21 protein-coding genes are annotated in these 21391 nt (G+C 53.6%); all 21 read left to right on the top strand.

Features of this window, described 5'->3' with window-relative positions; genetic code table 11:
- The first annotated feature begins 1 nt into the window (after position 1).
- The 21 genes from addA to dnaG all read left to right on the top strand — a co-directional run bounded on the left by addA (position 2) and on the right by dnaG (position 21369).
- A complete protein-coding gene (addA, locus tag KJW29_RS12250) occupies positions 2-4033 on the top strand; it encodes a helicase-exonuclease AddAB subunit AddA (RefSeq protein ID WP_214629962.1) in 4032 nt (1343 codons plus the stop codon).
- Positions 4034-4101: 68 nt separating this feature from the next.
- Positions 4102-4707 carry a hypothetical protein gene (locus KJW29_RS12245; RefSeq protein ID WP_214629961.1) on the top strand — a complete coding sequence of 202 codons (606 nt, stop codon included), beginning with the start codon at positions 4102-4104 and terminating at the stop codon, positions 4705-4707.
- A gap of 80 nt (positions 4708-4787) precedes the next feature.
- Positions 4788-5090, top strand: coding sequence for a hypothetical protein (locus tag KJW29_RS12240; RefSeq protein WP_214629960.1), 303 nt, complete (start codon positions 4788-4790; stop codon positions 5088-5090).
- 161 nt (positions 5091-5251) lie between these two features.
- Positions 5252-5596, top strand: a complete 345-nt coding sequence (locus KJW29_RS12235; protein ID WP_087567151.1) for a histidine triad nucleotide-binding protein — start codon at positions 5252-5254, stop codon at positions 5594-5596.
- A gap of 94 nt (positions 5597-5690) precedes the next feature.
- The gene (gene rpsU, locus KJW29_RS12230) at positions 5691-5864 is read left to right on the top strand and encodes a 30S ribosomal protein S21 (protein WP_005547957.1); all 174 of its coding nucleotides are present in this window, start codon (positions 5691-5693) and stop codon (positions 5862-5864) included.
- Positions 5865-5879: 15 nt separating this feature from the next.
- A complete protein-coding gene (locus tag KJW29_RS12225; RefSeq protein WP_087567150.1) occupies positions 5880-6323 on the top strand; it encodes a GatB/YqeY domain-containing protein in 444 nt (147 codons plus the stop codon).
- A gap of 180 nt (positions 6324-6503) precedes the next feature.
- On the top strand, positions 6504-6782 hold the full coding sequence (gene yqfC / locus KJW29_RS12220; RefSeq protein WP_087567149.1) for a sporulation protein YqfC: 279 nt from the start codon (positions 6504-6506) through the stop codon (positions 6780-6782).
- Positions 6783-6804: 22 nt separating this feature from the next.
- A complete protein-coding gene (yqfD, locus tag KJW29_RS12215; RefSeq protein ID WP_214629959.1) occupies positions 6805-7998 on the top strand; it encodes a sporulation protein YqfD in 1194 nt (397 codons plus the stop codon).
- Positions 7999-8004: 6 nt separating this feature from the next.
- Positions 8005-8976 carry a PhoH family protein gene (locus tag KJW29_RS12210; protein WP_187105494.1) on the top strand — a complete coding sequence of 324 codons (972 nt, stop codon included), beginning with the start codon at positions 8005-8007 and terminating at the stop codon, positions 8974-8976.
- A gap of 244 nt (positions 8977-9220) precedes the next feature.
- Positions 9221-11461, top strand: coding sequence for an HD family phosphohydrolase (locus KJW29_RS12205; protein WP_087567147.1), 2241 nt, complete (start codon positions 9221-9223; stop codon positions 11459-11461).
- 10 nt (positions 11462-11471) lie between these two features.
- Complete coding sequence (gene ybeY, locus KJW29_RS12200; RefSeq protein WP_214629958.1) at positions 11472-11969, top strand: rRNA maturation RNase YbeY; 498 nt, start codon at positions 11472-11474, stop codon at positions 11967-11969.
- Positions 11970-12329, top strand: coding sequence for a diacylglycerol kinase family protein (locus KJW29_RS12195; RefSeq protein WP_214629957.1), 360 nt, complete (start codon positions 11970-11972; stop codon positions 12327-12329).
- Between the two features lie 36 nt (positions 12330-12365).
- Positions 12366-12809, top strand: a complete 444-nt coding sequence (gene cdd / locus KJW29_RS12190; protein WP_214631109.1) for a cytidine deaminase — start codon at positions 12366-12368, stop codon at positions 12807-12809.
- Positions 12806-13726, top strand: a complete 921-nt coding sequence (gene era / locus KJW29_RS12185) for a GTPase Era (protein WP_087567144.1) — start codon at positions 12806-12808, stop codon at positions 13724-13726. Before cdd ends, era begins: the two co-directional genes overlap by 4 nt.
- Before the next feature lie 107 nt (positions 13727-13833).
- Positions 13834-13986 (top strand): YqzL family protein, encoded by a 153-nt coding sequence (locus tag KJW29_RS12180; protein ID WP_214629956.1) that lies wholly within the window; start codon positions 13834-13836, stop codon positions 13984-13986.
- Between the two features lie 86 nt (positions 13987-14072).
- Positions 14073-14816: a DNA repair protein RecO gene (gene recO / locus KJW29_RS12175; protein WP_214629955.1), complete on the top strand. Its 744-nt coding sequence runs from the start codon at positions 14073-14075 to the stop codon at positions 14814-14816.
- 328 nt (positions 14817-15144) lie between these two features.
- Positions 15145-16032: a glycine--tRNA ligase subunit alpha gene (gene glyQ / locus KJW29_RS12170; RefSeq protein WP_214629954.1), complete on the top strand. Its 888-nt coding sequence runs from the start codon at positions 15145-15147 to the stop codon at positions 16030-16032.
- Positions 16025-18106 (top strand): glycine--tRNA ligase subunit beta, encoded by a 2082-nt coding sequence (gene glyS / locus KJW29_RS12165; RefSeq protein ID WP_214629953.1) that lies wholly within the window; start codon positions 16025-16027, stop codon positions 18104-18106. The genes glyQ and glyS overlap by 8 nt, the downstream gene beginning before the upstream one ends.
- A gap of 53 nt (positions 18107-18159) precedes the next feature.
- A complete protein-coding gene (locus KJW29_RS12160) occupies positions 18160-18993 on the top strand; it encodes a pyruvate, water dikinase regulatory protein (protein WP_108996260.1) in 834 nt (277 codons plus the stop codon).
- The gene (locus tag KJW29_RS12155) at positions 18990-19469 is read left to right on the top strand and encodes a YaiI/YqxD family protein (protein ID WP_214629952.1); all 480 of its coding nucleotides are present in this window, start codon (positions 18990-18992) and stop codon (positions 19467-19469) included. The genes KJW29_RS12160 and KJW29_RS12155 overlap by 4 nt, the downstream gene beginning before the upstream one ends.
- Positions 19470-19539: 70 nt before the next feature.
- On the top strand, positions 19540-21369 hold the full coding sequence (gene dnaG, locus KJW29_RS12150) for a DNA primase (protein WP_087567137.1): 1830 nt from the start codon (positions 19540-19542) through the stop codon (positions 21367-21369).
- Positions 21370-21391 lie beyond the last annotated feature (22 nt).

Raw genomic sequence — 21391 nt, 5'->3', positions numbered from 1 at the left:
TATGAGTAACGAGTTTAATAAGGTTGTCGCGACGCTTCCGCCCAAGCCGGAGAACAGCACCTGGACCGACGATCAATGGAAGGCTGTCGTGACGGGAGGACGAAACGTGCTGGTAGCGGCCGCGGCCGGCTCCGGCAAAACAGCGGTGCTCGTCGAACGCATTATTCGCAAAATATCGTCCGATACAGACGTGGACAAGCTGCTAGTCGCCACCTTTACGAAAGCGGCAGCGGCGGAGATGAAAGAGCGGATTACGCTGGCGCTCGAGAAAGAGCTGGAAGCCCAGCCGGACTCCGATCACTTAAGGCGGCAGCTGGCGCTGATGGGAAGAGCGTCCATTACGACGCTGCATTCCTTCTGCATGGACGTCATTCGCAGACACTACCCGCTCATCGGTCTCGATCCGGGCTTCCGCATCGCGAACGAGACGGAGAGCGAGCTGCTTAAGCTCGACGTCATGGATGAGCTGTTCGAATATATGTACAGCGGAGAAGGCGAGGGCGCAGCGGCATTTCTGGAGCTGGCGGAGCGTTACGGCGGCGAGCGGGGCGACGAACCGCTCTATCGGCTTGTAGGCCAGCTTCATGAATTCGCCCAAAGCCATCCGTGGCCAGCCTACTGGCTCCGTCAAACGGCAGCGGCCTTCGAGATAGGCAACGCCGGGGAGCTGGAGGCTTCTTCCTGGGTGCAGAGCATGCACCGGGACGTTCTGCTGGCGCTGAGCGGAGCGGAGTCGCAATTGGAGGAAGCGCTGGGCATCACGCTGCTTGCCGGGGGGCCAACGCCTTATGCAGAGACCTTCGATGAAGATCTGTCCGTCGTTCGCCATATTCGGCAAGCGGCGGAGAGCGGTTCCTGGAGCAGCCTGGGCGATGCGTTCCGAAGTGCGGCGTTCGGCAAGCTCAAGGCGCTTCGCGGCGACGGCTATGACAAGTCTCTGCAAGAAGAGGCGAAGTCGTTGCGGGAGGATGTCAAGAAGCTGATCGGCTCCATCGCCGAAGAGTTGTTCGGCCGTACGTCTGAGCAGTTCGTGGAGGAGCTGCGGGAGCTGGCGCCGCTTATGGGGGCGCTTTCCGAACTGGCGGTGTCGTTTGGACAGCGCTACGAAGCCGCGAAGCGGGGCAAAGGACTGCTCGATTTCGGGGATCTCGAACATTATTGCCTTCGCATTTTGCGTGACGAGAGCTCCGAGCCGGGACATTTAGTGCCTTCAAGTGCCGCAGAGGAATACCGCGTACAGTTCGACGAGATTTTGCTGGACGAATACCAGGATACGAACATGGTGCAAGAAGCGATCGTCACGTTGATCGCGCGGGAAGGGCGAGGCAATCTGTTTATGGTTGGCGATGTCAAACAAAGCATCTATCGCTTTCGTCTCGCCGAACCGAATTTGTTTTTGACCAAATACAAGTCCTATGACACAGGAAATGCAGGTGAGCAAAACTCGGAGGGCCCGAGCGGCGAAAAGGGGGACGGCTCGGGCGGCCTGCGCATTGACCTGGCACGCAACTTTCGCAGCCGTGCCGAGGTGGTGGACGGCGTCAACGCGGTCTTTCGGGCGATGATGCGGGAAACCGTCGCGGAGATGGATTACGACCGCCGGGCGGAGCTTGTATGCGGAGCGGCTTACCCGGAGCCGCTGGAACCTGGCAGCTGCCGCGTGCAGTTCGCGGTGCTGGATCGTGCGGCTGCCGACTCCGACGAGGGCGAAGCTTACGGCAGTCTCGCCGAAGATGACGAAGGGGCGGATGGCGCCGAAGGACCGCGAGCTCAAGATGATACGGCTGAGCTGAAGGTAGCTCAGTTGGAGGCCCGCTGGATCGGCGGCCAGCTGCGAGAGCTGATGGATCGCGGCTTTCAGGTCTACGACGGCAAGCGCAAGCAGTATCGAAGTCTGCAGTGGAGGGACGTCGTCATTTTGCTGCGCGCGACGCAGGCTTGGTCTCCGATCATCATCGAAGAGCTTCAGAGCATGGGCGTACCCGCTTATGCGGAACTGAGTACGGGATACTTCGAAGCTACAGAGGTCGAGACCATGCTATCCCTGCTAAGGGTCGTGGACAATCCGTATCAGGATATTCCGCTTGCGGCCGTGTTGCGGTCTCCTTTGTTCGGCCTCAATGCGGAGGAGCTGTCCCGCATTCGGATCTTGTCGCCGTCAGGACCGTATTACGATGCCGTTTTGCAAGCGGCCGGAGACGAAGCCATGCCAGGGGAATCCAGGCTAAAGCTGTCCGGATTTCTGGAAAAACTGGATGCATGGCGTCAGGAAGCCAGACAAGGGGCGTTGGCAGACTTGCTGTGGCGCATGTACCTGGAGACGGGCTACTATGACTTTATGGTCGGGTTGCCGGGAGGAGCGCAGCGTCAAGCGAATCTGAGGGCGCTGCATGACAGGGCGAGACAATACGAGGCGACTTCGTTCCGGGGGCTGTTCCGGTTCCTTCGTTTCATTGAGCGAATGCGCGATGGCGGCGGAGATCTCGGAACGGCCAGGGCGCTTGGCGAGCAAGAGGATGTCGTGCGGATCATGTCGATTCATAAGAGCAAGGGGCTGGAATTCCCGGTCGTGTTCGTGGCAGGGCTCGGCAAGCTCTTTAACCAGCAGGATCTGCGAAGTCCGTTCCTTAAACATAAGGAGCTTGGTTTCGGGCCAAGGTACGTGGATTCCGAGCTGCGCATCAGCTACCCTTCGCTTCCTTATCTCGCGATCCGGCGAAAGCTTCGCATGGAGATGCTTGCGGAGGAGATGCGCATCCTGTACGTCGCATTGACCCGTCCCAAGGAGAAAATGTATCTTGTCGGCACAACCGCGGATGCCGGCAAGAAGCTGCAGCGATGGCTGGGCTCGACCGACTCCGAAGGGCGTTTGTCGGATTTCCGGGTCGCAACGGCTCGTTCGTTTCTGGATTGGCTTGGTCCTATGGCGGCCGCGCAATTGTCCGGCTCGGAGCAAGGACGGCCCGAACAACATGCGGAAGCTGACGACTCTTTAGAAGGAACGTTGCCGGAACAAGGAAACGTTTATCCCATTGGAGCGAAGCCCCAATGGGAAGCAGCCGTCGTTCCAGCCGCTTGGCTCGGCATCGAAGCGGCAGCAGCACAAGAGAGCGTTGGCGAAATGACGGACGCAGGGAATTCTTTAAGAGACGCGGCGATCGCTTCTCTTGCTCAACTGGAGGAGATTGAACAGGACCGGGAGCTGCGGTCTCGCCTGGATTGGCGGTATCCCTATGAGGTCGCATCCAAGCTGGCAGCCAAAACGTCCGTCACCGAGATGAAGCGACTTCACGAGGAAGCGGATGCCTATTCCGCCGACCTCGGCGGAAGCGATGGAAGCGGACATGCTGACTCCCAAGACGATGAGGCCGCTCCTGCTGACTTCGGCTCAAGGATGGCCGATCGGCATTCCGAAGCGTTTGAGTCAAGCGGCGGGGCTGCTGAAGCGTCTGGTGGAGCTTCCTTTTCGCTGCGGCTGCGAAGACCGGCCTTTATGGAAGAAAAGTCGCTCACCGCGGCGGAAAAAGGTTCTGCCAGCCACTTATTGATGCAGCATGTGCCGCTGGTCGCCGAAATTGGCGCAACGGAGATTGCGGCTACGTTAACGGATATGGTGGAGCGACGACTGCTGACGTCGGTGCAAGCTGCATCTATCGATATCTCCGCCGTTGCGGCTTTCCTGTCCGGCGAGCTCGGTCAGCGAATGAGAAATTCGCCTTGGGTGCGCCGTGAAGTACCCTTTAGCGCGATGCTGCCGGCAAGCCGTGTCTACGCGGGGGGAACCATAGAGCAATTGACGGAAGAACCTGTACTGATTCAAGGGGTTATCGACTGCATGTTTCGAGGCGATGCCGGCATCGTTCTTGTGGATTACAAGACGGACCGAATCCACTCCGGTGGATGGGAAGCGGCGGCGGAGAGGCATAGATTCCAGTTGGAGCTGTATGCGGAGGCGATTGCGTCCGTGCTGGGAGAACCCGTTGCAGAGACCTACGTCTATTTCTTTGACGGCGCTTCAACGATTAAATTGTAGCCGCATTTGGCAAACCGGCCTGTAAAACGGATAACGCAATTATAACGCTTTGTGATGGAGGGAGAAGCTTGACGGAGAAAGAGCAATCGGGCAAACGTTCGCTCGCGCTGCCCATTACCTTGCTGTTGCTGGTAATGAGCGTGATGGGTAACGTACTGTTGTCTACCAAAAATATCGGATATACCAGAGACCAGACTGTGGATGAAGGAAGAACCGTTTTTACGCAGCTGGAGAAGGGCAAGTCCGATCTTGCTTATTGGAGCCGTCTTGCCGGCGAGGCCGTCGCTTCTCCGGCTGCAGAAAACGGTATCGGACGAGTGACTGCAGCCTACTTAAGCGAATCGATCGCAAGAGGAGAAGCGCATCTCGGCAGCCTGCTGGAAACAGCCGAGAAGCTGGATGTTTCGGCTTTCGAAGGGGCAGCGGGAGCTTATGCGGATTTTATGGCTGATCGCAAGGAAAAGCTGGCTGCGATCGGAGCGGGCTCCGGCCCCTTGGCGGATGCCGAGCGAGCGGCCCTGGAAGGTTCGAAAACATCTTTTGAGGAGATGGAAGAACTGCTTACGGAATTTCATTACGCGGGTTCGGACAATAAAAACGTTCTCATCCGGCTTGCCGGCGGCCATGACTGGCTGCCAATCGCGGCGAAGCTGAGAGACGCCGTTTTAAAGTAATTGCATGAGAAGCTAAGGCCTCCAGTAGCCATTCGCCTATATCTGCATAAGATGAATGGATAACAGGAGGCTGATGAACGATGGAAAATAAAGCGTATGACCAAGTCGACGCCAAAAGCATGTGCCAAGCGCATATGTATCGTTACGTGATGGTGCAAACGAACGACGGTTGCTGCGTAGATGGGTTTGTGGAGCATGTGGACGACGAGCATGTATATTTGGCCGTTCCGCATTGCCCCGGCGATTGGGAACGAGCGTTTCTGCCTTATGGCGGGTATGGCGGAGGTTTCGGTTATCCGTTTTATCCGCCAAGAAGATTTTACCGCAGAGCGTTCCCGCTGGGTTCTCTTCTGGCGATTTCCCTGTTGCCGTTTTTTCTATAACAATGACGGAATTACGATTCTATGCGAACAGCATGGCGCGGCTTTTTGCCGCGCTATCTTGCTTTCCGCATGATTGGCGTATAAAGGAATCGGGGATTGGACTAGACAGGAAATTTTCGGTATTATAGAGAAAGCATGAAGGGATTGGAGGTTGTGTTGTAGTGGATTGCATTTTCTGCAAGATTATCGAAGGCTCTATTCCGTCCAAGAAAGTGTTCGAAAACGATCGCGTTCTTGCGTTCCAGGATATTCAGCCGGCCGCGCCTGTACATATTCTGATCATTCCTAAGAAACATATTCCCACGATGAACGATATCGGTTCCGAGGATCTGGAGCTTGTCGGAGAGCTGTTTGCGGTTGCCCGTCAAATCGCGAAGGAGCAAGGGATCGACGAAGCGGGATACAGGCTGATCAACAATGTGAACAGCGACGGAGGACAGGTTGTTTATCACCTGCATATCCATCTGCTCGGCGGCAATAAGCTTGGCCCTTTATTGGCAGTCTAACAAAGTTGACACTGGGATTTGCTTTGCCGTATAATGAAGTTTGATAAACCGTGTTATAGCTCTGGACGGTCTGTTTCGGAGGGAGGGAAAACTGGTGTCTGAAACTAAAGTTCGCAAAAACGAAACCATCGATGCTGCGCTTCGCCGCTTTAAACGCTCCATCGCTAAAGACGGTGTTTTGGCTGAGGTGAAAAAACGCAAGCATTACGAAAAGCCAAGCGTTAAACGCAAGAAAAAGTCCGAGGCTGCTCGCAAGAGAAAGTTTTAGGAGGATCCTTCCATAATGAACCTGAGCGAACGATTGAACGACGATATGAAGCAAGCCATGAGGAGTCAGGACAAGTTCAAGCTCACGACGATTCGCATGATGCGCGCGTCCGTGAAGAACTTGGAAATCGACCTTAAACGTCCTCTTGACGATAACGAAGTGCTTGATATTCTAAGTCGCGAGATCAAAATACGTAAAGATTCCCTCCAAGAATTTAAAAAAGCCGGCCGCGACGATCTGGTAACAGGTCTTGCAGCAGAAATTGAAATTATTAGTCAATACCTTCCCGAGCAGCTGACCGAAGAAGAGATTCAAGAGATAGTAAGGCAGACCATCCAAGAACTCGGTGCTTCTTCTAAAGCCGAAATGGGGAAAGTGATGAGCGCCCTGATGCCTAAAACAAAAGGACGCGCTGACGGTAAACTAGTAAATCAATATGTCCAACAATTTCTGCGTTGATATGCGGACTCCCGAAACACCCCGAAAGGGGTGTTTTTTTGTTATGCAGGACATTATGCATCTCCAAGACTTGTGAGTCCCGCTTATTTTCCCTCCTCATATTTCCAGTCGCGAACGCATAATTTGGTATAGTACGGAATTATAGCGATACCTTCGTTCGCTGAGGAGGCCGAGACGGCAATGCGACAACTGAAAAAAAAATTTCGCAAACTCACCGCCGAATTGCTCGATATGCCGCAGGATGTCGTCTATGATCTGCCGCGATTGACAATGATCGGCGACCGCCAGCTGTACATCGAGAATCATCGGGGCGTCGTTCATTTCTCGAGCGACAAGCTAAGGCTTGCGCTTAGCAAGGGGCAGCTGGAGGTAACGGGGAGCGAGCTGGTCATACGCACGATATGGACCGAGGAAGTATTCGTTGAAGGCATCATTGCGAATATACAGTTGATTCCATGAATCCGTCGGGAGGTAATTTACGATGAAAGGTCAAGGCGTAACGTGGCTGCAAGGAGTCGTCGTCGTTGAGGCAAGAGGGGGACGGCCGGAGGAGCTTGTCAATCGGGCGCTGGAGGGCGGACTGTCTCTCTCTGCCATATCATGGACAAGCAACGGAAAATTAAGGTTTGAGGTGTCGGTTGGAGACTTTTTTAAGCTTCGTCCGTATTTAAAGCAGACAGGCTGTCGCGTACACGTCGTGAAGCGGAACGGCCTGCCGTTCTGGATGGCAAAGGCGGAGAAACGCATTTGGTTCGCAGGCGGCCTCGCGTTGTTTTTTCTCCTGATTTTCCTGCTCTCTTCCTTGGTTTGGAGGATCGACGTTGTCGGCAATGAAAGAATGCCTAAGGAAGATATTTTACAAGCGGCCAAGGCCGAAGGGCTGTATACGCTTCAATGGTCGTTCAGGCTGCAGGATGCGGACGTCATCTCCAAGAAGCTCGTGACGGCATTGCCGGGTACGACATGGATCGGAGTGGAGAAGAAGGGGACGAAAGTAACCATCCGAGTCGTGGAGATGTCGCTTCCCGAGCAAGCCGCGCTAAATAGTCCCAGACATCTGATTGCATCGACAGACGCGGTTGTGACGCAGATCGTGGCGGAAGCGGGTAAGCCGTTGGTGAAAAAAAATACGCGCGTAAAAAAAGGACAAACCTTGATCTCCGGCATCATCGGCAACGAGACGTACAACAAAACGGTCGTGGCCAAGGGGAGCGTGCGAGGACTGGTCTGGTACGAATACGAAATTCTGTCGCCCATGACGCAGCAAGTGAAGGTGTATACGGGTGAGAAAAAAACGAAGTGGCATGCCGTGATCGGCTCCAGAGCGCTTCAGATCAGCGGCTTCGGTGACAACCCCTTTGCCCAGTCCGAAACAGTAACGCATGAGGAGAGAGTGTCCTGGCGCGATTGGACGCTGCCGTTCGGAAGGATGAAAGAGACGATTTTGGAGTCCGAGATGCAGGAACGTACATTGACGGAAGAAGAAGCGCGCGAGGCAGGTAAGATGCAAGCGAAGGCCGAGGTCTTGTTGAAAGCCGGAGCGGATGCGGTCATCCGGGACGAAATTGTTTTGCATGAAAAGGCGGACAATGGTAAAGTTTATATGAAAGTTCTTTTTGAAGTAGAACAATCCATCGTAGAAGAAATGCCATTAGTCCATATGCAGGGAGACTGAGAATTGTTGCAAAATGATCAAAAATCAGCAAAAGTACATCTAGGCAACGCCGCGGAGGGACTAGCTGTATTCGGTCCGCAGGATAAATTTCTTCGGCTCGTCATGGAACAGTCAGGAGCTTCCATAAGCTCGCGTGAGGCGGAGATCGTCATTACGGGACAGGCGAAGGAAGTAGATTCGTTGGAGCAGCTGTACACCGTTTTGCTGCAGCTCGTCAGAGGCGGCTATGCGCCAACGGAGAGAGATATCATGTATGCGCTCGATTTGGCTCGCAATATGCAAGCCGAAGAGCTGCTCGATCTATTCAAGAAGGAAATTGCATCCACGTTCCGCGGGAAGAAGATCATGGTCAAAACAATTGGCCAACGCCATTATGTAAAGACAATCAAGAAACGCGACATCGTGTTCGGTATCGGACCCGCGGGAACAGGCAAAACCTATTTGGCCGTCGTTCTGGCCGTCGTAGCGTTGAAGGAGGGGGCCGTAAAGCGGATCGTGCTCACTCGGCCAGCCGTGGAGGCGGGCGAGAATCTGGGTTTCCTGCCAGGCGATCTGCAAGAGAAGGTCGATCCTTACTTGAGACCGCTGTATGACGCGTTACATGACGTGCTTGGCCCCGAGCAGACGGCCAAAGCGCTGGAACGCGGATTGATCGAGATTGCCCCGCTCGCCTATATGCGCGGAAGAACGCTCGACGATTCCTTTATTATTCTGGATGAAGCGCAGAACACGACACCGGAGCAGATGAAGATGTTCCTGACGAGACTTGGTTTCGGCTCGAAGATGGTCATTACGGGAGACGTTACGCAGATCGACCTTCCGCGCGGCAAGTCGTCGGGTCTCGTAGAGGCTCAGCGCATCTTGAAGGACATCGAGGAGATCGGCATGATCTTCTTCGCGGAGCAGGACGTCGTAAGGCACTCCCTTGTCCAGAAGATCATCGTAGCCTACAACCACGACGCGGAGAACAAATCTTGAAATTAAAATAGAAGTTCAAAAATCCGCTTTTCAGTACATGGGTTTATGCTTCCGATGATGCGTTTTTTCAAAACGCTGTAGAAGGTTGGATGAAGCTAGAATCTGAGTATCGGAGCGTAGCGGAGCTACGTGAGAAACGGAAGGTTCGGCTGAATTCAAGATTCGACGTCGAGAAGGCTGCATAGGTATGCTGCGTAATGGGAAGCGGATTTTTGAACCTCCTTTGAAAGGAAGGGTTGCGTGCATGGGGCAGGGTGAATCAGCTAAGCCGATCGTCAAACCGCCTGCTAGATCGACGCAAGGTTGGAGGCAGAGTCCTGCTGTCAAGTGGACCTTGATGGCGATGTTCGTGCTGCTCTTTTATTTCAGCCTGGCGCCGCATGTCATTCCGGAGACATATGATATTACCGAAGGCGTGGCCAGCGAAAAAGAAATCAAGGCGCCCTTTCAGATCCGTGACGAGAAGGCGACTCGACAGGCGGAAGAAGATGCGGCCGCGAAGATCGATCCCATCTATTCGATCGTACCGCTAAGCAACGCGACGCTCGTCGAACAACTATTTTACCGAATCGAGCAGCTTAACCTTGATGATCAAGTTACGACCGATAACAAGGTTGCGATCTACCGATCCGAGATTCCCGGGAAATATGATGCCCATATTGATGCATTTATCACCGCAAATAAGGGCAAAGGAACGTTCAGCGATTCTCTTGTGCAAGAGATGGAAAATGTCGCCAAAGATCAGCGGTATACAATACCGGAAGAAACTTTCTACAAGATGCCTCAGCTTAAATCCGAGCAGCTATCCGAGATGCGGTCGGTGGCAAGAGAAATCGTCCGCAAGCTGACGCTAGAGCCGCTGCGAGAAGCGGAGACGGCTCGCACCCAGGTCGCCGAGCTCGTTAATGCGAGCACGCTGTCCAATCGGACGGAACGGGAGATCGTGCAGGAGCTGGCGAGATTCGCCATTATGCCGAATCGTTTTCTCGACACGGATGCAACGGACGAAGCCAAAGCGCTTGCCAAGCAGAATACGCAGCCGGTCGTCTTTAAGGAAGGCGACGTCATCGTAAAGCGGGGGCAGACGATTACCCCGGATCTGTACAAGCTGTTGTCGGACTCCAATCTCTTGCAGGACAAGACGTCGTATTGGCCGCAAGCGGGACTGCTCATTCTGTCGCTGATGGCCGTCATCGTACTGTTCGTGTATTTGCACCAATCCGGCGGTTTCGGGGGGCTTCGGCCGAAGTACAGCAATACGCAGCTGCTGATGTTGCTGCTAATTTTCCTGATCAACATCATCACGATACAGATCATCGCGCTGATTCAGACGGATTCCGTACCCTATGCCGGTTATTTGGCACCCGCGGCTCTCGGAGCGATGCTGATTACTTTGCTGCTGGATATGCATTTGGCGATTATTTCGTCATTTATTTTCACCATCATGGGAAGCATCATCCTGAATCCGGCATCGAATACGCTTTTTGATTTCAAATACGGCTTCTTCGTGATCGTGGTCTCGCTTGCCGCCATCTTCTCTATACATCGGGCCAGCCAACGATCCGCGATTCTGAAGGCAGGCATTATGGTCAGCTTATTCGGGGCTTTATCCGTGATGGCCGTATTGTTGATGACGGAGCAGCTCGAGCGGATGCCGTTCATCTACTCCGTATCCTTCGCATTCGCCAGCGGCTTGTTGACGGCGGTGCTTGTTATTGGATTAATGCCGTTTTTCGAAATTACGTTCGGCATTTTGTCGGCTCTTAAGCTGGTCGAGCTGTCAAACCCGAATCATCCGTTGCTGCGCAAGCTGCTGACGGAGACGCCGGGCACCTATCACCACAGCGTCATGGTAGGCAATCTTTCGGAAGCTGCCGCCGAAGCCATCGGCGCAGACGGCTTGTTGTGCCGCGTCGGCTCGTATTATCACGATATCGGGAAGACGAAGCGGCCGAACTATTTTATCGAAAACCAGTCCAATATGGAGAATCCGCATGACACGATCGATCCCAAACTCAGCAAGTCGATCATCGTTGCGCATGCACGAGATGGCGTCGAGATGCTTAAGGGCCATAATATACCGAAGCCGATCCGCGATATCGCGGAGCAGCATCACGGCACGACGTCGCTCAAGTTTTTCTATCACAAGGCGGCGAAGCAAGCGGAAGAGCAGGGCATCGTGCCAACGTTTACCGAAGACGATTTCCGATATCCGGGACCGAAGGCTCAATCCAAAGAAGCGGCTGTCGTCGGCATCGCCGATTGCGTGGAAGCGGCAGTGCGGAGTTTGCGCAATCCAACGGTGGAACATGTCGAGGCCATGATCGCCAAAATCATCAAGAGCCGCCTCGACGACAATCAGTACAACGAATGCGACTTGACGCTCAAGGAGCTGGACAAGATCGCGCAATCGTTGAAGGAGAGCATCATCGGCATCTTCCATTCCCGAATCGAATATCCGGAAGATGTCAAGACGAAGGAGTGAATACGGCAGGATGACTTTGCAGCTGGATTGGAATAACGAGCAAGACAAACACGATATACAAGATGCATGGATCGTCAAGCTGACGGAGCTGCTGCAGCTGGCAGGCGAGGCGGAAGGCTTGACGACGGGAGAGGTCGCGCTGACGTTTACGGATGACGAAGGCATTCATGCCCTCAACCGGGATTATAGAGGCATCGACCGTCCGACGGATGTACTGTCGTTCGCAATGCAAGAAGACGGCGCGGACGAGCTTGACATCATTTTCGAAGTAGAGGATGAGTCCGAGAGCGATCCTTTGTCCGGCATGCTGGGCGATATTATCATATCGGTAGAACGAGCTCAGCTGCAAAGCGAAGAGTACGGTCATTCGCTGGAGCGGGAGATCGGTTTTCTGTTCGTGCACGGCTTCCTGCACTTGATCGGTTACGACCATCAGGACGAAACCTCCGAAGCCGAGATGACGGCGAAGCAAGAAGCGGTGTTAAGCCAAGCAGGTTTAACGAGATAGATGGCGAAGTTCGTCCGGAACGTAGGGCTCGCGTTGTCGGGGATCGGACTTGCGATTCGTACGCAGCGGCATATGCAAATTCATTGTGTCGCAGCCGCTATCGTAGTTGGACTGGGGCTGTTCCTATCGCTGGACGCGATTCGCTGGAGTCTGATCGTTTTCGCGATAGGATTGGTCGTAAGCGCCGAATTGATCAATACAGCCATTGAGCAGGCCGTCGATCTGGCCAGCCCCGAGCGGCATCCCCTGGCGAAAGCGGCCAAGGATGTCGCGGCAGGCGCTGTGCTGGCGGCGGCCCTTGTTGCCATAACGATTGGCCTGCTCGTACTGGGTCCGCCTTTATTGGCGCTCTTCTCCTAATACAGAGATTGGAAGGCGGTTGTCAGACATATGCTGATGGAATACACCGGACTTAAGCCGGAATACTCGGCCATGCTGAAACAAGCTTATGAAGCGATGGCGCGTGCATATGTGCCTTATTCGGGGTTTCAAGTTGGAGCCGCGCTGCTAGACGCGGAGGGACAAACGCATTACGGTTGCAATGTAGAAAATGCGGCATATGGACCTACTAATTGCGCCGAGCGTACAGCGTTGTTTCGCGCGATCGCAGATGGAAGGTCTGCCGGCGAATTCCGGGCAATCGCGGTTATTGGCGATACGGATGGCCCCATTGCGCCATGCGGTATCTGCAGACAAGTGATGGTTGAATTATGCGCGCCTGATACCCCGGTCATTATGGGCAATCTGCGCGGAGCCTGGAGTATTGCGACGGTAGCGGAATTGCTGCCGGGCGCCTTTACGCCGGCGTCGTTAAACAAGGAGGAGCATGAACAAACATGAGCGAACAAGATAAAACGCGCGGCGCAAAAAAATTTAAATCCGGATTTGTGGCCATTATCGGCAGACCGAACGTAGGCAAGTCGACGCTGATGAACCACTTAATCGGGCAAAAGATCGCGATTATGTCGGACAAGCCGCAGACGACGCGAAATAAAATACACGGCGTATTTACTTCAGACGATTATCAGATCGTCTTTCTGGATACGCCGGGCATCCATAAGCCGCAATCCAAAATGGGCAATTACATGAACCAATCCGCGGAAGGCGCGCTTAAGGAAGTCGAAGCCGCGTTATTTCTCGTCGATGTCTCGGAAGGGCTCGGCGGAGGAGACCGCTTCATTATCGAAAAGCTGAAGTCGCTCAAGACTCCTGTCTTTCTCGTCATGAACAAGATCGATAAGATAGAACCCGAAGCGCTGCTCCCGATGATCGCGCAATACAACGAGCTGCACGAGTTTGCCGAGATCGTACCCATCTCCGCTCTGCAAGGCAATAACGTTAATACGCTTCTGGAGCAGATTACAAAATATTTGCCGGAAGGGCCGCAATATTACCCGGCAGATCAAATTACGGATCATCCGGAGCAATTCGTGTGCGCCGAGCTCGTCCGCGAGAAGATTTTGCATATGACTCGCGAAGAAATTCCGCATTCCATTGCGGTGACGATCGAAGATATGCGCGTGCAGGAGAACGGCGTTGTTTATATAGGAGCCGTTATTTTCGTGGAGAGGGATTCGCAAAAAGGCATCATTATCGGCAAACGCGGCGAGCTGTTAAAGGAAGTCGGCAAGCAGGCACGAAGAGATATTGAAGCGCTGCTCGGCTCTCGGATCTATCTGGAGCTGTGGGTTAAAGTCAAGAAGGACTGGCGCAATCAGGAGCGGGTCCTGAAGGATTTGGGCTTCCGCAACGACTAACGCCGGATGCCGTTTTTTACGTTTTTTGCTAAGGATACCGAAGCGACTATTATCGCATCCTATAACCGTCTGGAGCTACATTTCCTAGGCGGAAAGGATGGATACGAATGCGAGATTTTTCGTGGAAGTATTTTACGTTGACCGGAGACGTCGAGTCCTTCATGCTGTACAAGGAAGTGAATCAATACGGCACGACCGATGAAGCTACACCGCTTGCTCGGCAAGACGAGGAAGCTGCAAGGATGGATGTACAAGAATAAGCGACATAGCGGTATTATGTATGAATAGTGACTGTTCAAAAGTTTTTTTGAACAATAGGCTTATGGTTCGCGGGGGAGAAGCCGGCATGTTGCATCGCGTGGAAGGAATCGTAATCCGCTGTATGGATTATGGGGAAAACAACAAAATCGTTACTCTTTTGACGAAGACGGGCGGAAAAGCCGGAGTGCTCATTCGCGGCGCGAAAAAGGTCAAGAGCCGGCATTCCTCGCTTGCCCAGCCGTTTACGTACGGAGAATTTCAGTTTTTTCGAAGCACCGGCTTAGGCACGCTTAATCATGGTGAGATCATCGCTTCTCACCATGGTTTGCGCATGCAGCTCGATCTGTCTGCTTATGCCTCTTATGCGGCAGAGCTGACTGATCGCGCTTTGCAGGAGGAAGAAGCAAGCTCCTTCCTGTTCGAGCAGCTTTTGGCGTGTTACACGGCTCTTCAGGAAGGTAAGGATCCGGCGATTGTATTGCATTTGTACGAGATGCGCATTCTCGATCTGGCGGGTTACGCCCCGCAGCTGGAACAATGTCTGCATTGCGGCAACGTAATGGGCCCCTTCAAGCTGTCGCCGGGCTCGGGCGGCGTTTTATGCAGCCGCTGCGAGGGGAGAGATCCTTATGGCATTCCGCTTGGCGAAGGGGTACATAAGCTGCTCCGAGTGTTTAAGGGCATGGATATGCGCCGATTAGGAGCGATTACGGTTAAGGAAAGTACGAAAGCAGAGCTCAAACGGTGCATGCGGGCACTGATGGACGCGCAGTTGGGATTGCAGCTGAAGTCACGCAACTTTCTGGATCAATTGGACAAATTGGTTTGACATTTGACAATCGTCCCTATTACGCATAAAATAATGGAATATGAATATGGGATGCTGATGGAGAAAGTAACCATAAGAAATCCGCTAAGCGAGTCGGGGGAAGGTGGAAGCCCGATGCGGGTATTATGGCGAAGGGCGCTCCGGAATCCTTTGAACGAAAGCGGGTTGTTCTTGCGGACTTACAATCGCAAGGTCGGCCAAGTAGGGTGGAACCGCGGGAATTATACTCTCGTCCCTATGTCTGGAAGCAGACGTAGAGACGAGGGTTTTTTGCGTGCTTTGCGGATCGTGCTTCTGCAACACTAACATATAGAAGGAGTGTAACGGCATGAATTTTCAAGGCATGATTTTGACGCTTCAACAATTCTGGGCGGAGCAGAACTGCATTCTCGTGCAGCCGTACGACGTGGAGAAGGGAGCAGGGACCATGAATCCTATGACTTTCCTGCGCTCTATCGGACCCGAGCCGTGGAACGTGGCTTATGTTGAACCCTCCCGTCGTCCCGCCGATGGACGATATGGCGAAAATCCCAACAGGCTGTATCAGCATCACCAATTCCAGGTCATTATTAAGCCGTCGCCCGACAATATCCAGGAACTTTATCTGGAAAGCCTGAAGCGGCTTGGCATTGACGCGCTCGACCATGATATCCGGTTCGTCGAGGACAACTGGGAATCGCCGACGCTAGGCGCATGGGGGCTTGGCTGGGAAGTATGGCTGGACGGCATGGAAATTACGCAATTCACCTACTTCCAGCAAGTAGGCGGAATCGATGCGAATCCGGTAGCTGTAGAAATCACTTACGGCATGGAACGTCTTGCTTCTTACATCCAACAGAAGGAGAATGTCTTCGATCTGGAGTGGGTAGAGGGCGTAACTTACGGAGACGTGTTCCTGCAACCGGAATACGAGCATTCCAAATATACGTTTGAGACATCCGACACGGCGATGCTGTTTACCCTCTTTAACATGTATGAAGAAGAAGCCCGGAAGACGATGGAGCAGCATCTCGTATTTCCTGCTTACGATTATGTGCTTAAGTGCTCTCATGCGTTCAATTTGCTTGACGCCCGAGGCGCAATCAGCGTAACGGAGCGCACGGGCTATATTACTCGTGTACGGAACCTGGCCCGTCAATGCGCGGCTACCTATTACGAGGAGAGAGAACGGCTCGGATTCCCGATGCTGAAGAAGGGAGTGGAGCACAATGGCTAAAGATTTGCTGCTGGAGATCGGGCTGGAAGAAGTGCCCGCAAGATTCGTTCGCGCGGCGATGAATCAATTGAAGGAAAAGACGGCGAAGTGGCTTGCCGAGAACCGGATCGGCCATGGAGAGGTTGAAGCCTACGCAACGCCAAGAAGACTTGCGGTGATTGTGCGCGGGGTAGAGGAGAAGCAGGCAGACAGCAATGAAGAAGCGAAAGGGCCTTCCCGCAAAATCGCGCAGGACGACTCCGGCAACTGGAGCAAAGCCGCTCTGGGCTTTGCCCGAAGTCAGGGCGTGGAGCCGGAGCAGCTGTATTTCCAGGAGCTCGCCGGAGTGGAGTATGTATATGCACGCAAAAGCAGCATTGGAGCTCCTACGGACGGCTTGCTCTCCGAAGGATTGAGCATGCTGATCACATCGATGTCCTTTCCCAAAAATATGCGTTGGGGCGCTTACGACTTGAAATTCGTAAGACCGATCCGCTGGCTGGTCGCGCTGTTCGGCGAAGCGATCGTGCCGTTTGAGATTGCCGGCGTCGAGACGGGACGCATCACGCGCGGTCATCGGTTCCTGGGCGAAGAAGCAAACATAGCAACGCCTGCCGATTATAAAGAAGCGTTGCGCCAGCAGCAAGTCATTGTCGACGTCGAGGAACGCGAAACGCTGATCGTCTCCCAAATCAAAGGTTTGAGCGAGGAGAAAGGCTGGAACATCGCGATCAAAGATGATCTGCTGGAGGAAGTATTGTTCCTTGTCGAATATCCAAATGTGCTCTTCGGAACTTTCGATTCTTCTTTCCTGCAAATTCCGCAAGAAGTGCTGATTACATCCATGCGCGAGCATCAGCGTTACTTCCCTGTGCTGGACGAAACCGGGAGGCTGCTTCCGTTTTTCGTCACGGTGCGCAATGGCGACACGAGAAGCATCGATCTTGTCGCGAAAGGAAACGAGAAGGTATTGCGGGCGAGACTTTCCGATGCGAAGTTCTTCTATGCGGAGGATCACAAGCTGACGATCGACCATGCGCTTAGCAAGCTGGAGAACATCGTCTATCACGAGGAGCTGGGCACGGTAGCGGACAAAGTCCGCCGCATCACCGACATCTCGAAGCTGATCTCGGACGCTTTGCAGGTAGAAGCCGAGCAGGCCGCTCGAGTTGCCCGCGCCGCTGCAATTTGCAAGTTCGACCTCGTCTCGCAGATGGTATACGAATTCCCCGAGCTGCAAGGCATCATGGGCGAGGATTACGCCAAGAAGGCAGGCGAGCATGACTCCGTTGCGAAAGCCGTCAACGAGCATTATCAGCCTAGATTTTCGGGCGATGCCATTCCTTCCGGATTGGAGGGGGCTATCGTCAGCCTCGCGGACAAAATCGATACGATCGTTGGCTGCTTCTCCGTCGGTATCGTGCCTACAGGTTCGCAGGATCCGTACGCGTTGCGCAGGCAAGCGGCGGGTATCGTTCAAATTCTGCTAGGTCAGAATTTGAAGCTTACTCTTGGCGAGCTGTACGAAATCGGCCTATCCGTTCACGAAGCGCGCGGTCTGAAACGTGCCGCGGCCGATATTCGCCAGGATCTGAACGATTTCTTCTCGCTTCGCGTGAAGAATTGGTTATCCGAGCAAGGCAACCGCTACGACGTTGTCGATGCCGTCATGGCGGTCGGATTCGACGATCTGGCGCTTACGGCTAGCCGGGCGGCGGCCGTTCAGCCGCTGGCGACGGCCACCGACAAATCGGAGTTCAAGAGCGTCGTGGAAGCCTTCAATCGCGTGGGCAACCTGGCCGGCAAGTCGGAGAGCAGCCAGTTCGATGCCGCACTGTTCAGCGAAGCAACAGAGACAAAGCTGTATGAAGCGTGGATTTCGGCGCGCCCCGACGTACTATCCGCCGTGGAGCGCAAGGACATTGCGGATGCTCTTCGGAAGTTGTCTGCTTTGCGCCCGGCCATCGTCGATTATTTCGACAACGTTATGGTTATGGACAAAGACGACAAGGTACGCGTCAATCGGCTGGCAACACTGTCCGCCATTGCGCGGGACATCGCGCTTGTCGCCGATTTTTCCAAATTGGTATGGTAAGGCGAAAGTCCGAGTCCGAGAACCTCACGTACTAGAAAAGGAGGTGCAAGCTCATGGTGACTGGAGTCAAGTCCGAAGTGATCGTTTATGTCGTATCCGATGCAGCAGGCGATACAGGTGAATTGGTCGTGCGCGCGGCGATCGCCCAGTTTCATCCTATTCAGGCCGAAATTCGAAGATCGCCATTCGTGACGGAGCCCGCCGCGCTGGAAAGAATTGTTCAGCAAGCAAAACTGTCGCAAGCGATTCTGTTATACACCCTCGTTATCCCGCATCTGCGCGATTCCATGAGAAAGCTGACAGAAGAGAACGGCGTTGCGGCCATTGATTTGCTGGGACCTTTTATTGAGACGCTGGAGCAGCGCACCGGCCGGAAGTCAAGACAAGAACCGGGACTTAACCACGTGCTCGATGCGGATTACTTCCGTAAAGTAGAGGCGGTTGAATTCGCGGTCAAATATGATGATGCTCGTGATACATCAGGCGTAACAAAGGCCGATATTGTCCTCGTCGGCGTGTCTCGCACATCAAAGACGCCGCTGTCCATGTACCTTGCCCATCAAAAGTACAAGGTGGCGAACGTTCCGCTCGTGCCGGAGCTGAAGCCGCCGGAGGAGCTGTTCAAGCTTCCCAAGAGGAAAGTGATCGGGTTAACGATCGACACCTCCTATCTGAACGTGATTCGGAAGGAACGGCTAAAGGCGCTGGGCCTGCCCAATACGGCGGCGTACGCTACGACGGACCGGATCGAGAAGGAACTGAGGTATGCGGAAGATATTATGAGCAAGCTTGGCTGCGTCGTCATCGATGTCTCGCATCGCGCTGTCGAAGAAACGGCGAGTCTGATCATGGAATACGTTCGAGGGCAGAATGGTGACCGTTCATGACACCCGGTACGCTTCCTGGATTCTCTATCGTTGTTGATGCGGATTCTTGTCCGGTCAAGCACGAGATCGTCGAGACGGCACTGCAGTATGGCGTGCCCGTGTTGATGGTCGCATCGCATGACCATCGACTGGAAGCTCTGCCCGGCGTGGAGAATGTTCAAGTGGATCGCAGCGATCAATCCGTCGATCTGTACATTTTGAACCGTATCAAGCGAGGCGATATTGTCGTAACGGGGGATTTTGGCCTCGCTTGCGTCGCGATCGGTAAAGGAACCGTCGTCCTATCGCCCAGAGGCGAGCAATACACGGACGCCAACATCGATTATTTGATGGAGCGAAGGCATGAAGGCGCCAGAAGGAGGCGCGCTGGAGGGCGAACCAAGGGTCCAAAAGCAATGACAGGCGATGACCGAAAAACTTTTCAACAAAAGCTGACAAAAGTTTTGATTGGCATGCAGGAGATACATGACATATAGCGAATAATATTAGAAATCTAAGTTTGCCGTGCGCGGGTCGTCCGCAATCTTAGAATGTAGGTGATGAACGATGACAAGCGGTAAAATACCGGAAGAAGTGATTGACGCAGTTCGAAAGCGTCATGACATCGTCGAAACGGTCGGGAAATACGTTCATCTCACGAAGCAAGGCAAATATATGAAGGGGCTTTGTCCGTTTCATTCCGAGAAGACACCTTCGTTTACGGTTACTCCGGAGCTTCAGATCTTCCATTGTTATGGCTGCGGTAAGAGCGGCAACGTGATTCGATTTGTCGAAGAGATGGAAGGCTACAGTTTCCCGGAGGCCGTGAAGGTGCTTGCGGAGGAAGCGGGCATGCCTATTACGTGGCAGGAGAACGGAAGCGGCAGAGCCGCCCCGAATCCCGAACGCGAAGGTCTTGTAGAAGCACATGAGTTATCCATCAAGTTTTATCATTATTTACTGAACAACACGAAGCAGGGTGACAAGGCCAAACGTTACTTGCGGGAACGCGGATTAAGCGATAAGCTGATCGATCACTTCATGATCGGCTTCGCACCGGACGAATGGGATGTACTGACACGGTTCCTCACCGGCCGAGGGTACGAGCCTGCATTACTCGAGAAGGGCGGGCTGTTGTCCGCCAAGCAAGATGGCAGCGGCTACGTAGACCGGTTCCGGGGACGGATTATGTTCCCTTTATGGGATGCGGGCGGCAAGGCATCGGCTTTCGCTGCACGAATCATCGACGAGGGTCAGCCCAAGTATCTCAATTCGCCGGAAACGATGTTGTTCACAAAGAGCAGAACGTTGTATAACCTGCATCACGCGAAGGCTGCGATACGCAAGAGCAAGCAGGTTGTTTTGTTCGAAGGTTATATGGACGTCATCAAAGCCTGGCATGCCGGCGTCAAAAACGGCGTAGCGACAATGGGCACGGCGCTTACGGAGGAACACGGCTCTATCCTTCGCCGGCATGCGGAAGAAGTGCTGGTCTGCTACGACGGAGACGACGCAGGACAAGCAGCAGCCAGCAAGTCGATCCCTCTGCTGGAAAGCGCCGGTCTCAAGGTGATGATTGCCATGCTGCCGAAGGGCAAGGACCCCGACGATTATATAAGTGAATACGGTCCGGACTCGTTTATGCGGGACGTGGTGGACAGTCCGGTATCCGTTACAAAATTTAAGCTTATATATTCAAGGAAAAACCATATACTGCTAAAAGAAGAAGGCCGAAAAAACTATCTGATGGAAGCAGTAGAAATTGTGGCAGGAGTGGAATCCTCTACGGAGAGGGAAGTGTATCTAAAGGAGTTGTCCCGCGAATTCGATATTTCGCTCGACGCGCTGAAGCAGGATTGTAACGTAATCCGCGTCGAAGCGCAAAAAAAGAAGCCGCAAGGGGATAATAACGACAATTCGTGGAATAATGGTAGAAATGAAAAGCGCCGTACGCCGGGGAGAACTCCAATATTGCCGGCTTACGCGAATGCGGAACGAAGATTGCTGCATGCCATGATTCGTGATCGCGATATTGCCGAGTCCGTGCATGAACGGATTGGCGATTCGTTTAACGTTGAGGATCATGCAGCGCTTGCTGCTTATTTATACGCCTATTACGCGCAAGGGTATGAACCGGACGCCGCTCGGTTTATCTCGACGCTGCATGATAAGCGTCTGGAAGAGACAGCGACGGCCATTATGCTTCTTGATGATCATTCTCCAATAGACGATGCCATTATGGACGATTATGTCGGCAAGATCCTTAGAGAACCCCATATCCGGGATATCGAGCGGAAGAAAGAAGAGATGGTGCGTGCCGAACGTGCTGGCGACGCCTTATTGGCGGCGCAATTAGGACTTGAGATTATAACCCTAGAGAGACAGCTGAAAAGTTAACTTCATGATGCTTCTAGGGAGG

Source organism: Paenibacillus agaridevorans, assembly GCF_018604145.1.
In the GTDB taxonomy this organism is placed as follows: domain Bacteria; phylum Bacillota; class Bacilli; order Paenibacillales; family Paenibacillaceae; genus Pristimantibacillus; species Pristimantibacillus agaridevorans.
The sequence above is the reverse complement of the archived record's forward strand: the minus strand, read 5'-3'. Positions and strand labels throughout refer to the sequence as shown.

Bases quoted from the DNA above. Each gene is read 5' to 3' on its own strand.
- addA (WP_214629962.1), top strand. From the start codon at position 2: ATGAGTAACGAGTTTAATAAGGTTGTCGCGACGCTTCCGCCCAAGCCG.
- KJW29_RS12240 (WP_214629960.1), top strand. From the start codon at position 4,788: ATGGAAAATAAAGCGTATGACCAAGTCGACGCCAAAAGCATGTGCCAA.
- KJW29_RS12225 (WP_087567150.1), top strand. From the start codon at position 5,880: ATGAACCTGAGCGAACGATTGAACGACGATATGAAGCAAGCCATGAGG.
- yqfC (WP_087567149.1), top strand. From the start codon at position 6,504: ATGCGACAACTGAAAAAAAAATTTCGCAAACTCACCGCCGAATTGCTC.
- yqfD (WP_214629959.1), top strand. From the start codon at position 6,805: ATGAAAGGTCAAGGCGTAACGTGGCTGCAAGGAGTCGTCGTCGTTGAG.
- KJW29_RS12205 (WP_087567147.1), top strand. From the start codon at position 9,221: ATGGGGCAGGGTGAATCAGCTAAGCCGATCGTCAAACCGCCTGCTAGA.
- ybeY (WP_214629958.1), top strand. From the start codon at position 11,472: ATGACTTTGCAGCTGGATTGGAATAACGAGCAAGACAAACACGATATA.
- KJW29_RS12195 (WP_214629957.1), top strand. From the start codon at position 11,970: ATGGCGAAGTTCGTCCGGAACGTAGGGCTCGCGTTGTCGGGGATCGGA.
- cdd (WP_214631109.1), top strand. From the start codon at position 12,366: ATGGAATACACCGGACTTAAGCCGGAATACTCGGCCATGCTGAAACAA.
- era (WP_087567144.1), top strand. From the start codon at position 12,806: ATGAGCGAACAAGATAAAACGCGCGGCGCAAAAAAATTTAAATCCGGA.
- KJW29_RS12180 (WP_214629956.1), top strand. From the start codon at position 13,834: ATGCGAGATTTTTCGTGGAAGTATTTTACGTTGACCGGAGACGTCGAG.
- recO (WP_214629955.1), top strand. From the start codon at position 14,073: ATGTTGCATCGCGTGGAAGGAATCGTAATCCGCTGTATGGATTATGGG.
- glyQ (WP_214629954.1), top strand. From the start codon at position 15,145: ATGAATTTTCAAGGCATGATTTTGACGCTTCAACAATTCTGGGCGGAG.
- glyS (WP_214629953.1), top strand. From the start codon at position 16,025: ATGGCTAAAGATTTGCTGCTGGAGATCGGGCTGGAAGAAGTGCCCGCA.
- KJW29_RS12160 (WP_108996260.1), top strand. From the start codon at position 18,160: ATGGTGACTGGAGTCAAGTCCGAAGTGATCGTTTATGTCGTATCCGAT.
- KJW29_RS12155 (WP_214629952.1), top strand. From the start codon at position 18,990: ATGACACCCGGTACGCTTCCTGGATTCTCTATCGTTGTTGATGCGGAT.
- dnaG (WP_087567137.1), top strand. From the start codon at position 19,540: ATGACAAGCGGTAAAATACCGGAAGAAGTGATTGACGCAGTTCGAAAG.